The organism is Pseudarthrobacter equi (assembly GCF_900105535.1).
Classification (GTDB): Bacteria; Actinomycetota; Actinomycetes; order Actinomycetales; family Micrococcaceae; genus Arthrobacter; species Arthrobacter equi.
This window is the reverse complement of sequence record NZ_LT629779.1, coordinates 1,101,802-1,114,717: the sequence shown is the minus strand read 5'-3', so window position 1 is coordinate 1,114,717 and position 12,916 is coordinate 1,101,802. Positions and strand designations below refer to the sequence as shown.

Annotated in this window: 14 protein-coding genes; 6 read left to right on the top strand and 8 right to left on the bottom strand. The window is 66.9% G+C overall.

The window, feature by feature from the left end; translation table 11 throughout:
* Positions 1-56: 56 nt before the first annotated feature.
* The 3 genes from BLT71_RS05090 to BLT71_RS05080 form a co-directional block, all read right to left on the bottom strand.
* A complete protein-coding gene (locus tag BLT71_RS05090; RefSeq protein WP_091718162.1) occupies positions 57-1,589 on the bottom strand; it encodes an ABC transporter substrate-binding protein in 1,533 nt (510 codons plus the stop codon).
* Between the two features lie 146 nt (positions 1,590-1,735).
* Entirely contained in the window at positions 1,736-2,746 is a 1,011-nt protein-coding gene (locus BLT71_RS05085; protein ID WP_091718160.1) for a Gfo/Idh/MocA family protein, read from the bottom strand.
* On the bottom strand, positions 2,743-3,585 hold the full coding sequence (locus BLT71_RS05080) for a sugar phosphate isomerase/epimerase family protein (RefSeq protein WP_407681234.1): 843 nt from the start codon (positions 3,583-3,585) through the stop codon (positions 2,743-2,745). The genes BLT71_RS05085 and BLT71_RS05080 overlap by 4 nt, the downstream gene beginning before the upstream one ends.
* A 206-nt stretch (positions 3,586-3,791) precedes the next feature.
* Between BLT71_RS05080 and BLT71_RS05075 the strand changes: the two genes are divergently transcribed.
* On the top strand, positions 3,792-4,811 hold the full coding sequence (locus BLT71_RS05075) for a LacI family DNA-binding transcriptional regulator (protein WP_091718156.1): 1,020 nt from the start codon (positions 3,792-3,794) through the stop codon (positions 4,809-4,811).
* A gap of 142 nt (positions 4,812-4,953) precedes the next feature.
* On the opposite strand, the gene BLT71_RS05070 is transcribed toward BLT71_RS05075, so the two are convergent.
* From BLT71_RS05070 to BLT71_RS05060, 3 genes are all read right to left on the bottom strand, one after another.
* On the bottom strand, positions 4,954-5,835 hold the full coding sequence (locus tag BLT71_RS05070) for a phosphotransferase (protein ID WP_091718154.1): 882 nt from the start codon (positions 5,833-5,835) through the stop codon (positions 4,954-4,956).
* A 25-nt stretch (positions 5,836-5,860) separates the two neighbouring features.
* Positions 5,861-6,901 carry an LLM class flavin-dependent oxidoreductase gene (locus BLT71_RS05065; RefSeq protein WP_091718152.1) on the bottom strand — a complete coding sequence of 347 codons (1,041 nt, stop codon included), beginning with the start codon at positions 6,899-6,901 and terminating at the stop codon, positions 5,861-5,863.
* Between the two features lie 152 nt (positions 6,902-7,053).
* A complete protein-coding gene (locus BLT71_RS05060) occupies positions 7,054-7,833 on the bottom strand; it encodes an SDR family NAD(P)-dependent oxidoreductase (protein WP_091718150.1) in 780 nt (259 codons plus the stop codon).
* Between the two features lie 89 nt (positions 7,834-7,922).
* Between BLT71_RS05060 and BLT71_RS05055 the strand changes: the two genes are divergently transcribed.
* Entirely contained in the window at positions 7,923-8,516 is a 594-nt protein-coding gene (locus tag BLT71_RS05055) for a TetR family transcriptional regulator (protein ID WP_091718148.1), read from the top strand.
* Positions 8,517-8,559: 43 nt separating this feature from the next.
* On the opposite strand, the gene BLT71_RS05050 is transcribed toward BLT71_RS05055, so the two are convergent.
* Together BLT71_RS05050 and BLT71_RS05045 are read right to left on the bottom strand one after the other, a co-directional pair.
* Positions 8,560-8,892 (bottom strand): GYD domain-containing protein, encoded by a 333-nt coding sequence (locus tag BLT71_RS05050; protein WP_091718145.1) that lies wholly within the window; start codon positions 8,890-8,892, stop codon positions 8,560-8,562.
* Between the two features lie 79 nt (positions 8,893-8,971).
* Positions 8,972-9,319 (bottom strand): hypothetical protein, encoded by a 348-nt coding sequence (locus tag BLT71_RS05045; protein WP_091718143.1) that lies wholly within the window; start codon positions 9,317-9,319, stop codon positions 8,972-8,974.
* A gap of 180 nt (positions 9,320-9,499) precedes the next feature.
* Between BLT71_RS05045 and BLT71_RS05040 the strand changes: the two genes are divergently transcribed.
* The 4 genes from BLT71_RS05040 (at position 9,500) to BLT71_RS20535 (ending at position 12,909) form a co-directional block, all read left to right on the top strand.
* Entirely contained in the window at positions 9,500-10,567 is a 1,068-nt protein-coding gene (locus BLT71_RS05040) for an NAD(P)H-dependent flavin oxidoreductase (RefSeq protein ID WP_091718141.1), read from the top strand.
* A gap of 151 nt (positions 10,568-10,718) precedes the next feature.
* On the top strand, positions 10,719-11,345 hold the full coding sequence (locus tag BLT71_RS05035; protein WP_091718139.1) for a hypothetical protein: 627 nt from the start codon (positions 10,719-10,721) through the stop codon (positions 11,343-11,345).
* Between the two features lie 84 nt (positions 11,346-11,429).
* Positions 11,430-12,167 carry a YcnI family copper-binding membrane protein gene (locus BLT71_RS05030; protein WP_091718137.1) on the top strand — a complete coding sequence of 246 codons (738 nt, stop codon included), beginning with the start codon at positions 11,430-11,432 and terminating at the stop codon, positions 12,165-12,167.
* 100 nt (positions 12,168-12,267) lie between these two features.
* Positions 12,268-12,909, top strand: coding sequence for a DUF4232 domain-containing protein (locus tag BLT71_RS20535; protein WP_172829908.1), 642 nt, complete (start codon positions 12,268-12,270; stop codon positions 12,907-12,909).
* The last annotated feature ends 7 nt before the right edge of the window (positions 12,910-12,916 follow it).

The window sequence follows — 12,916 nt, the reverse complement described above, 5'->3', positions numbered from 1 at the left end:
TGGTGATTAAGTCTTAGGGCGGTGTGGGGCCGGCGGACCGGCCCCACACCGGATTGCTACTTCGCCGGAGCGTAGTTGTAGATGGACGGGACAGCCTGCTGCAGCTGCGGTTCCACGGTGATCTTCTTGCTGGTGTAGTACATCTGGTTCAGCCGGAACAGCGGCGCGAACCAGGCGTTCTCGGTGACGTAGGTGTTCACCTTCTTGGCCAGTTCGGAGCTGTTTTCACCACCCACGTGAACCTCTTCCACCAAAGCGGCGATCTCCGGGTTGGTGGACTTGAACGGGTTGTACAGGGCCGAGGTGGAGATCATCTGGTTGATGGCCACCCACGGCTCGCCCTGGTAGAGCTGGAAGGTGGCGGCGGCGAACTTGCCGGCAGCCATGTCGCCCACGTAGTTGGCCTGCGGGACCGACTCGAGCTGGACCTTGATGCCGATATCGGACAGCTGCTGGGAGTACACGGCGTTCAGTGCCTCAAAGCCTGCCATGGTGGGGATCTTCAGGGTGAAGCCATCGGGGTAGCCTGCTTCCGCCAGGAGCTGCTTGGCCTTGGCAGGATCGTAGGAGTACCTGTTGTCCAGGTCCGCCACGAACGCACCGCTGTCCGGGCCGAAGACCTGGCTGGTGGGGGTGCCCTGGCCCAGGAACTGCTGGTCCAGGATGGTCTTGCGGTCAAAGGCGTAGTTGATGGCCTGGCGGACCTTCACGTTGGCCATTTCCGGGTTGATCTTGCCGTCACGGTCGTAAAGCAGGATGCCGTGCCAGTCCACTTCACTCTTGGTAAGCACCAGGCCTGCACCCTCGGCCTGCTTGCCCGTCTTCGGGTCCAGGAGGGCGCCGTCGATCTGGCCGGAGACCAGGGCGTTGGTCCGGGCGGTGATGTCCGGGAGTGACTTGATGGTGACCTTTTCGAACTTCTGCAGGTCCTTGTTCCAGTAGTCCGGGTTCTTGGTGTAGACGTACTGCGAGCCCTTGACGCTGCTGGCAGTGTCCAGCTTGTAGGGGCCGCTGCCCACGGGGTCGGTCTTGATGCCGGGGGTGCCGATGGCCTTGGGGCTGGCGACGAAGCCTGCGGCCTGCGTGAGGTAGTACTCGAAGGCCGGGTCCGGGGTGCTGAGCGTGATGGCAACCGTGCTGGGGTCAACCACGGCAACCGATGCCATGGAGGCCACCTGGTATACGTCGCGGCCCTTGGCCTGCTGGAAGTGGTCCAGGTTGGCCTTGACGGCGGCGGCGTCCACGGGCGTTCCGTCCGTAAACTTGGCGTCGGTGCGAAGCTTCAGCGTCAGGACGGTGTTGTCCGCGTTCCAGGACTTCTCGGCAGCCAGCATGGGGCTGATGGTGCCGTCCGCTTCGCGGATCAGCAGTGTGTCGTATACGGCCTGGTAGTACGGCATGGTGTGGCCGATGTGGGCGTCTACCGGGTCGAATGACGGCAGGTCTCCGAGTTCGGCGATGGTGAGCGACGTGGTGGCTGCGCCACCGTTCCCGGAGCCGGTGGCGGAACCGCCGCCACCGCAACCGGTCAGCGCGAGTGCTGCGCTGAGGAAAATAGCGGCGCCTGCCGCCTTGGGACCGAACTTCATCGTTGGCTCCTTGGATGAGTGGAGTAGTGCTCTTGGTGAAGGCGTGTGGCGTGCGCCACACCGCTTGTGAAACCCACAGTACGCATCGTTGCCATCTTTGGCAACCGGTTGTCAGAAAAGTTGCACTATCGTTTTGTAGCGGGTCGTCAGGAAACGCTTTCAACCCTGTCGGGGTAGCTCTGGCGGTAGATGTCCTTAATGATCCGCAGCGATTTCTCCGCTTCGGCAGGGCTGATCCAGAACGGTTCTGCCTCACCGAGGCGGGCGTAGAAATCGGCGATCAGCAGCTCGTGCGACACACCCCAGTAGTCGCGCCCGCCGGAGGCGCTCCTGCGTTCGGGCACCACGTCCACGCGCCCGTCGGCATACGTCACCGTCAGGTCGCCCCGCAGGTTCAGGACAGCCTTTTCGGTGACGACGTCCAGGGTCACCGGGGCGTTGTACGGGTTCGCCAGGGTGGCGTAGAAGGCGCTGCGGGCACCGCTGGCATGCTCCGCCACGAATTCCGCAGTGTCCTCCACCTCGATGTCGCCGCCCAGGAAGCGGGTGGATGCGTTTCCGCTGACGGCCGTGATATCCCCCGCCAGCCATTGCAGCAAGTCCAGGGTGTGGATGGCCTGATTCATGAGGAGGCCGCCGCCGCCGCCTTCCCAGGTTCCGCGCCAGGGCCGGTTGCGGTAGTAGTCCGCCGTGCGCTGCCACATGACTGTGGCTGAGGCACCCACCACAGCCCCAAGGTCACCGGTTGCCAGAAGCTGGTGCATTGCCTGGGACGTGGCGTTGTACCGGTTCTGGAAACAGACAGCGATTTTTGCGTGGTTCGCTTCGGCTGCTGCCACCAGACGCCGGCCCTCTGCCAGCGTGTGGGCCAGCGGCTTCTCCACGATGACGTTCACGCCTCTTTCCAGGCAGTCCGCCGCAATGGAGGCATGCTGATTGTGCGGCGTGCAGATGTGCACCACGTCAGGCCGGATCTGCTCGATCAGGCTGAGGTGGTCACTGAAGCCCGGGACGCCGAAAGTCTCCACGGCTGCGGCGAGCCGCTGGGGGTCGGGGTCGCATACCCCGGCCAGCACGGCGTCGTCGAGCTTGGCAATGGCCTCGAAGTGGACGGAGGAAACGTCGCCGCACCCGATGACGGCCGCCCTGGCCGTCACGAGAACGAAACCCCGTGCTTATCGGCGAGCGCGGCGAAGGCGCGGGCAGCGATGCCGAACGCCACCGGGCCGGAAAAGCCGCCCAGTTCGTGGGCACTGGCGAGGTGTGGCTCAAGGGAGGCGAAACCGCTGAAACCGTCCGCCTTGAGGGCGGCTACCGTGGCGTCCAGTTCGCCGTCGCCGTGGCCGGAGGGGACCACCTCGCCGGTGCTGAACAGCGCGTCCTTGACCTGGAAGTATTCGAGGTAGGGGCGGAGCATGGCGTAGCCCGCGGTGTACGGCCTGACGCCCACCTGCACGAAGTTGGCGTTGTCCCACGCGACGCGGAGCGCGGGGGAGGCAACGGTTTCCATGATGTCCAGGACGCGCTCGGGGGTGTCGCCGTAGATGTCCTTTTCGTTCTCATGCAGGAGCACGACGCCGGCCGCCTCGGCTTCCGCTGCCAGTGCGGCCATGCGGACCAGGACGTCGTCGCGGATGTCCTCGGCGCTTTGGGCCTCGGCGCGGTAGAAGGAGAAAATCCGGACGTAGCGGGTGTCCAGGCCCTTGGCGACGGAAATGATCTGGCGCAGGCGCTCCACCTCATGCTCCACGGGAAGGCTGACGTCCACTTTGCCGATGGGGCTGGCGACGGCCGAAACCTTCAGTCCACGCCCGTCGAGAATGCCCTTCAGCTCCCGCACCTGCTCGGCCGTGAGTTCGGAGACGTTCGTCCCCCACGCGCTCCGGACCTCGATGTGGCTGGCACCCAGTGCCAGCAGCACGGCGGCCTGCACGTGCGGATCGGGATCGATTTCGTCGCCGAATCCGGACAGGGGCCAGGTTGCAGTTTCGCTCACGGTTTCTCCTTGGTGCTGGCATGCCGGCGACGTCATTGGCCGGGGGCATGCCGTGGCTGGTGTCACATCTCCCCTGCAACATTAGCCGCGTTGCAATTCACTGACAACCGGTTGCCACAATGTGCGATCCGTGACATCCTAGGGCTTTCAGCGCAGTGTCTCCGGTCACAACCGCGCTCACGCCAGTCCGTTCAGAGAGGAACGCCATGGCACTGCCGCCAGTTTCCGTGGGCCGCCCCGCGACCATCCACGACATCGCTGCCGTGTGCGGCGTAGCCCCGTCCACGGTGTCGCGGGCACTGTCCACGCCGGAGCGGGTCAATATCCGGACGCGCGAGCGGATCCAGGCCGCCGCCGTCGAGCTCAACTACACGCCGAACTCGCAGGCCAAGGCCCTGAGCTCGGGAAAGACCGGCGCCGTGGGCGTCCTGGTCCCGGACATCACCAACCCCTTCTACTTCGACCTCATCCGCGGAACCCAGCTCCAGCTCAAAGCTGCCGGGTACACGCAGCTCCTGGTTGATACGGAAGAATCTGATGAGGTGGAGGCCAGCGCCATCCAGCAGCTCCGCAAGAGTGCCGATGGCCTGATTGTGGGTGCTTCCCGCTTGACGGACGAGGCCCTGCTGGCAGCCTCCGCAGCCATGCCGCTGGTGGCCATCAACCGGGATGTGCCCGGCGTTCCCGCGGTTATCATCGACACCCCCGCAGCCACCGGCCAGGCCCTGGACCATCTGATCTCACTCGGCCACACCCGGGTGGCGTACATCTCCGGCCCTGTCTCGTCCCAGTCGAACGCCCGCCGGTGGGATGCCCTGGCCGAAGCTGGCAAGGAGCGCGGCATCGACGTGGTCAGGCTGGGGCCGTTCGCCCCGAAGACCCAGTCCGGCGCCGCGGCAGCGGACACGGCAGTCCACAGCGGTGCGACGGCCTGCATCGTGTTCAATGACCTGATCGCCATCGGCATGCTGCAGCGGCTGCGCGAACGGGGCGTCCGGGTACCTGAGGACATGAGCATCGTGGGCTGCGATGACATCTTCGGTGCCGATTTCTGCAATCCGCCCCTGACCACCATGTCCTCCCCCATCGAGCAGGCTGGCAGGGTGGCGGTGACCATGCTGCTGGCACAGCTGGATCCCCTTCGCGGCGGCGGCACGCGCACCCGCTCGGTGATGCCCACACACCTGACAGTGCGCGCCTCCACCGCTGCGGCGCCGGCACAGTGACGGCAGCGTCCTTGTTTCACTGCGCATACCCGGTTTCGCTGCGCATACTCGATGGCGCACCCCGTATCTCCGGTGCGACATCGAATATGCGAGTCGGAATCTCCAAAGCGTGTCGGAAATGAGGCCGGGCTGCTGCCGCCGCTCACCACCGCGCCAGCGCCTCCGTGAGCATCCGGTGGCCCTGGTGTTCGAACTCTTCGTCCCCCACCTGGAAAGCCCACACCGCGGTTCCGACGGCTTCCCGGAGCAGGTCGATGCGCCACACGACGTCCGATCGGGGATCCGTACCGTAGCCCTCCAGGAAGGCTTGTTCCAAGGCAGGCTGTTGCCGCCACTGCTGCACCGCCAGCCTGCACAGGTCCGTAGCAGCCGGTCGGAACTCGAACCGGCCAAAGTCGATGACCCGGACTTCGCCGGAATGGATGAGCCAGTTCCGCGGCTGCCAGTCCCCGTGGGTGGGAACCACCGTGACGGGTTCCGGCCGGTATTCCGCCAGGCGCCCCCGGGCTTCCCGCTCGACGGCGGGATCAATCCGGTGCGCACGGTCCAGCCACGCCAGTGACTTCGCTGTGGCCTGGAGTTCATAGCGGCCATCGATGCGGCGCCCCTGGTTATGGAACAGCCTCAGCAGCTCACCGGCCTGGGCGTAGGTGCCTGGTTCCTGCTCGGCTTGCGTGCCCTCAACCAGGTGGCCCTCAAGGTACTCCATGACCAGCAGGTTGGCGCCGGAATCCGCGAGGAGCAGGCGGCCTGCCCGCCCGCACTCCACCAGCGGGCCCGTGTAGGCCCGATGGGCCGCCAGCTCGCGGCCGAGGTGGTGGTTATCCGGTCCCCCGGCCTTAACGATGAACTGCCCGTCGGGCCCCTGGACGCGGAGGACCTTCGTGTCCGCGAGCGCCCAGGAAAAATCTGCAAGGAGCTTCGGGGAACGCAGCCACGATGCAACGAGGGCGGACTGTTCGGCGCGCAGCAGCCCGCCGTCCCAGCGACCGTCAACTTGCCCTGCCCGCAGCCCTTGACCCATCCGGGGAGCCTAGCAATCCTTGGCGTTAAGCAGCAGCTGAGGGCCCGAGCTCCCGATTGACCGCGGGCATGATTTCAGTGGCGAGGAGCTCGATGGACCGGGCCGTCTCGGCAAAGGGCAGGCCGCCGAGCCCGATCTGTGCCATGTAGCGGCTGGTGCCCAGGGCCTCGTGGATGGCGAGGATCTTTTCGACCACCTGCTGCGTGCTTCCCACCAGCAGCCCGCCGCCCGGCTCGGACCAGTCATCGAAGGTGGACCGGGGAAAGTGGTCCACGGGACGCGGCATGTTCTGTTCGAAGTAGGCGCGGTAATAGGGATAGAAAGTGTCGCGGGCCTGCTGCGAAGTGGGAGCCACGTAGAAGTGCCCGCCAGCGCCCACCGGAAGCGCGGCGGCGTCATGTCCGGATTCCGCCGCCGTGTGCCGGTAAAGCTCCACCAGGCGGCGGAACCGTTCGGGGCCTGACAGCAGGGCAACGAACAGCGGCAGGCCCAGCCGGCCGGCGCGGGCGAAGCTCGCCGGTGTTCCGCCGACCCCCACCCAGACCGGCAGTTTCTCCTGCAGGGGCCGCGGCGCAATATCCATGCCGGGGATGGTCTGGGTCAGCGTGCCCCGCCAGGTGAGGCTGGCGTTGTCCCGCAGTTCGAGGAGCATCCGCAGCTTCTCATCGAAGAGCGCGTCATAGTCGGCGGTGTCGTAGCCGAACAGCGGGTAGGACTCGATGAACGCGCCGCGCCCGGCGATGATCTCCGCGCGGCCCCCGGACAGCAGGTCCAGGGTGGCGAACTGCTCGAAGAGCCGCACGGGATCCTGCGTCGAGAGGACGGTAACGGCGGTGCCCAGCCGAAGGTTGGTGGTTTCCCGGGCAATGGCGGCCAGCACCATCTCGGGCGCCGACAGGGCGAAGTCATGGCGGTGATGTTCGCCCAGGCCCAGGAAGCTGAGGCCTGCCTGGTCCGCCAGCTTGGCCAGCTGGATGATTTCCGCCAGCCGTTGCTGTGGCGATAGCACCTGTCCGGTTGTGTCATTGCGCGAGAGCTCACCGAAGGTAAAGATGCCGAAGTCCATACTTAGTTGAACATTCAAGTTCTGGGTTCTATTCCGCGAGGGGCGGCCAACTCACCTACAAAAGAGGAAGTACGACGACGGGACTCCCCGCCGTCGTACGCTTCCCCTTTGGTGCCCGGGCACCTGGGTCCGCGCCGCCTTACAGTGCTGCCTTACAGCGCCGACCAGCCGCCGTCGGACGCGAGGATGGCGCCGTTGACATTGGTGCCGTCCTCGCTCAGCAGGAACGTGATGGATGCGGCCAGCTGCGCAGCGGTGGCGGGTGCGGGGATGTTGGCCTGCATCAGCGGGCCCAGCCGGCCTGCTGCCAGTTCCGAGCCCCAGTTGGCTTCGATGTTGGTGATGGTGGCGCCCGGTGCAACCGCGTTGAAGCGGAGCCCGCGGGGGCCGTACATGACGGCGGAGTTCTTGGTCAGGCCCACCACGGCATGCTTCGAGGCTGTGTAGGCGGCGCCGGCCGCGGATCCACGCAGGCCGGCCTCGGAGGCGACGTTGACCACAGATCCCGCGCCTGACTCCAGCATCAGCGGAACCACTGCCCGGGTGAGGCGCATCAGCGCGGTGACGTTGATGCGGAACACCCGGTCCCAGAGTTCGTCGTCCACCTCGTGGATGGGGGCGAAGTTGTCCATGATCCCCGCGATGTTGGCCAGTGCGTCCACCCGTCCGCCGGCAGCGGCAATGACGGCGGCCACTGTCTCTTCGGTGGAAATGTCCCCGGCAACCGGGACCAAGTCCAGGCCGGCGTTCTCTGCCACAAGGTCGTCCAGCCGCTGCTTGCTGATGTCCGCGGCAATGACCCGTCCGCCCTCCCTGGCAATCCGCAGTGCGGTGGCCTGGCCGATGCCTGAACCGGCCCCGGTGACGATCACGGTCCTGCTGGAGAAGCGGCCGGGAGTGGCATTTTCCTGCCATGCGGCGTCGTTGCCCATGGTGTTCCTTTCGATTGATCAGGCTGTTGCCGCCAGCTTATGACACAGAGTGTCATTATGGAAGGGTGTCCAGGGTGAATACTGTTGGCATGCCGACGGTAGAGCCAGCAACCAAGTCCACGGGACGCCCTGCCACCATCGATCCCGAGGCCGTGGCACGGGTGGCCGTGGAACTCTTCGCCCGGAACGGGTACGAGGAAACCTCCATGGAGGACATCGCCCGGGCTGCCGGCATAGGCCGGAAAAGCCTGTACCGCTACTTCGCCACCAAAGCGGACCTGGTGTGGGGCGGCACCGAACCCGCCATCGAAGCGTCGATGCTGGCGCTGGGAGCAGGCCCCCTGCCGTCGGCAGGTGACGATCCGTTGGACGGACTGCGCCGGGCGGTGATTGCCGGCGCCGCCGCCCTGCCCGACCTGGCGGTCACCCGGGCGCGCCTCCGCCTGATCGGTGCGCACCGGGAACTGCTCAACCGAAGCTACGAAGCCCTCGGCTCCCAGCGCGGGCGAACCCTCGCGCACCTCGAGGCGGCTGGGGTTCCTGCCGCTACGGCACGGTATGCGTGCGCGGCCTTTATCGGTGCCACGTTCCAGGCATGGCTCGAGTGGGCCGCCGGTGACGACCCCGATCCGGCCCCGTACCTTCAGGCCGCCACTGGAGTGGTCCTTCTTCCGCAGGCGTAAGGCCGTGAACGGCAAAACTCCGGGACCGCGGGCCAGCGTGGCGTCAGGTCGGGTTACCAGGCGGCCGGTAGGAAATCTCCGCGGCCACTTTGAGGGCTTCCATGGTTTCCTCCACCGTGAGCAGCACTGTGGTTTCGAAGGAGCTCAGCGCACCTCCTCCGCTGATGGCCAGTGCCACCGCGGCCATGGAAACGTTGTCCGGGGCCTCCCACAGGTTGTAGCCGTCATGGGCGCCGAAGCCGTACCAAAAACCATGGAGCTTGCCGCCCACGGATTCGATATAGGCCTGGGCTGCTTTCCGCCGGTCTTCCGGATTCCGCGTCAGCCGTGACCACGTCTCGGGGGTGTAACTGAATTTTGAGAGATAAAGGGGCATTGCCCGCTCCTATCGCCCGCTGCTGAACAGTGGCCGGACGGTGGCTCCAGCTGGATAGAGCCACCGTCCGTAAGTACGGCTACAGCTTGTCGGTGCGGTCCTCGCCGCCCCTGTGGCCGCCGCCGCGAAGGTTCTCCTGGACTTTGCCGAAGAGGTCCTTGATGGTGGATTCCGCGTTGCTGATGACATCCACCGGCACATACACGTCATGCGTGGCCGGGAGGTCGTACTCGTCCTTCAGGTGCGTGCCGTTTCCGACGCCCTGCAGTGACAGGTAAACCATGGCTTCCGTCCGCGCGATCCCGGCAAGCTTTCCAAACACCACGGTGAACTCGTTGGGCTGGAAGGTGATGGTCTGGCCGATGTGGCTGCGGCCAAGTTCACCAGCCGGAACAACCTTTTCTGACTGGCTTCCGGTGTAGTCCATGAACTTCTCCTTAGATCGCCTGCGCTGATGAAAGGCAGTCTATCGCCGGGCGGCGCGGGTGTGACCGGCCCTTCCCTCCACGCGAACGCAGCGGGAGCGGGCCGGGACTTGGGAGCACAGCCCGGCCCTGCAAGACTGGTCGCAGCAGCAGCAAACCACCGGATCCGTCAGGAGAATGCCATGCCCCAGCAGGACCACGCCGCTTCACGCCGCAACAGGCTCACGGACGTACTCGGCATTGAGGTACCGGTGGTGCTTGGCCCCTTCGGCGGTGTGTCTTCCGTGGCGCTCGCGGCAGCGGTGTCCGACGGCGGCGGGCTGGGTTCGTACGGCCTGTACGGGTACGACGGCGCCGCGATCCTTCAGACGGCGGCGGAGCTTCGTGCCGCCACGGCCAAGCCGTTCGCCCTTAATCTGTGGGTGCCCACCGGCAGCGAAACCACTGAGCTGCCCCGGACCGAGTTCGACAGCTATGTCCGCGCCCTCCAGCCCTATTTCGAGGAGCTTGGCCTCGAACTGCCGGACATGCCGGCGCGCTTCATGGCCGATTACGGCGAGCAGGTGGAGGCAACCCTGGAGGCTGCCCCCGCCGTCGTCAGCTTCGTCTTTGGCGTCCCCGCACCGGAAATCGTGGAAGAAGCGCACCGGCGCGGCATCAAAGTGGCCGGCACCGCCACCACCGTGGAGGAGGCCCTGGCCCTTGAGGCGGGCGGCGTGGATGCCGTGGTGGCCAGTGGCATGGAGTCCGGCGGCCACCGTGTGTCCTTCCTGCGCCCCGCCGAGGAATCCCTGGTGGGCACGTTCTCCCTGGTCCCCCAGGTGGCCGATGCGGTCAGCATCCCCGTCATCGCGGCGGGCGGCATTGCTGACCGCCGCGGGTTTTCCGCCGCCCTGGCCCTGGGCGCTGATGGTGTCCAGGTTGGCACGGCCTTCCTGGCCACCAGTGAATCGGCCGCCGCGCCGGCCTACCGGGAGTTGCTGCACAGCCCGGCCGCGGGCACTACGGTCCTGACCCGCGCGCTGAGCGGCCGGCTGGCACGCGGAATCCCCAACCGGGTCACCTCGGAGCTGGCGCCGCCGGCCATCGCCCCGTTCCCCGTCCAGAACTGGCTGACCGGCCGGTTCCGCCCAACGGCCGCCGCTGCCGGAAATACGGACCTCATGTCCCTGTGGGCAGGGCAGTCTGCGCGGCTCATCCGGCACCAGAGCGCTGCGGACGTCCTGGCGGAGCTGCTGGCCGGGGCCTGACACGCTTCCCCCTCCAGCTGACCGCTGCGGGTTCCCACATACCGTCAGGCCGGCACCGTAACGTCCCCGGTTCCCCGGTAGAATCGGGCGGGCAGGAGCAGCTAGTTTTTCCTGCCGCAGTACGCGCCACCGCACCGGGAGGGGAGAGTCAGTGCCGGCACACCGCACACCTTTCCACCTCCTGCGCGCCTCGGCACTTGCAACTGGCATCCTGACCCTGGCGGCGGGCGCCCACGTGGCCGGCGGCGGGCAACTGCCCGTTCCCGGGATCCTCCTGGCCATCCTGGCTCTCACGGGTCTCGCCAGCACCGCTGCCACCAGGCTCAAGCTCTCCTTCCCGGCCATGGCCGGGCTGATGGGCGGCGGGCAGCTGGCGCTGCACGAACTGTTCGCCACGTTCAGCGTGCCCTCACAGCCGCCAGTTCCCGTGGCAGCCTATGCGGGCCACCAGCACGGCGTGCCGTCGCTCCCGCCGGACCTGCTGGATTTGTCCGGGCACATGGGACCAGCTGACCCGTCATCGGGTTCCCTCATGCTGGCCGCGCACGCGCTGGCAACCCTTGGATGTGCACTGCTTCTGGCCAAGGGCGAAGCAGCGCTCTGGGCGCTGGCAGGCTGGCTGCGGCCCCTCGCCGGCATTCCCGCACCCCTGGCATTCAACGACGCTGCGCCCATGCCCGCAGCCCTTCCCCCGGCCGCCGCGCCCCTCCGCCCCTGGCGGAACCTGCGGCAGGACAGCCGACGCGGCCCGCCTTCCGCCGTCGCGCTTTCCTTCTGACCCGCCCCCCGCACTGCACGCCGGCCCGGGCCTTCCCAAAAAACTTTGCACGCCGCGAACGGCGTGCGCCAGAAAGGCAACCCCATGAATTCCCTGACCCTTCGCCGTACCCTGACCACAGCCGCTGCAGCCGGAGGCACCGCCGCGCTGATCCTGGCCGGCGCCGGCGCCGCGTCCGCCCATGTGGGCGTGACCCCGGACAAGACCTCAGCCAATTCCTACGCGCTGCTGACTTTCGCCATCCCCCACGGCTGCGAGGAATCCGCCACCACCAAAGTGGCCATCACCCTGCCAACGGAGCTCAACGACGCCCAGCCCACCGTGAACCCCAACTGGACCGCGGAAAAGGTGACCGAACAGCTCGCAGAGCCGAAAAAACTCGCCGACGGCAGCTCCATCACCAAGCGGACCAGCCAGATCGTCTACACGGCCAAAACGCCCCTGGCGCACGAACTCCGTGACACGCTGGTCCTGTCCGTCAAGCTTCCCGATGCCGCAGGAACCACGCTGAACTTCCCCACGATGCAGACATGCGAGGTTGGCCAGACGGACTGGTCGGAAATCGCCAAGGACGGCCAGGACCCGCACTCACTGAAGGCGCCGGCCCCCTCCATCACCATCACCGAGGCCGCATCGTCGGACGGGCACGGCACCACCGCAGCTGCGGCAACCCACACGGAACAGGCAGCGTCCGTGACGGACAGCGGCGCCGATGCCCGCAGCTGGGCCGGCCTCGGCGCCGGCGTGGCCGGACTGGTACTCGGCGGGCTCGCACTGCTCCGGAACGGTGCGCGCCGGAAGGCAGCCGACAGCACCAAGTAGTCCCGGCTTGATGCCCGGATCATCACGATCCGGGCATCAAATTGCCGTGGGACCACGTGGCATCGTTGACGCCGCCCCGGACTGCCGCGAAGGTGGTGGCATGAGGTCTCAGAAAACACTCCAGGGGATAACCTTGTCGACGGCTGGCGTGGCGGCCGTCCTGCTGCTTGCATCGTGCGGTCTCGGCCAGCCGCAAAGCCAAACGACCACCACCCCGGCCGGGCCGGGGACGGGCTCCGCCAGCCCCTCGCAGTCCGCACCCCCGGCCACAACGGCCGCGCCGCCGTCGTCCGCAGCCCCTGCCACCACCGCGCCGGCAGGGCCCGGACTGTGCAAGGCGGCAGGGCTGTCCGCCGCGACCGACGCGTCCGGCGGCGGCGCCGCGGGGAGCGTTTACATGAAGCTCAACCTCACCAACACCGGCAGCGAGCCCTGCATCCTCAAGGGCTTCCCCGGAGTGTCCCTCGCGGCTGACGCGGCAGGCGGCCCCATTGGCGCGGCGGCCACCCGGGACGAATCCGTGCCTGTTACGGACGTCCTGCTGGCACCCGGCCAGACGGGCTGGGCCCAGCTGCGGTACACGCAAGCGGGCAATTACACTGACTGCTCACCTGTTGACGCGGCTGGCTACCGGATCTACCCGCCGGAAGACACCGAGTCCCTTTTCCTGGCCCAGCCCACCACCGCCTGCAGCAACGCAGACATCAAACTGCTGACCATCGGCGCTTTCCAGCCCGCCTGACGCCGGG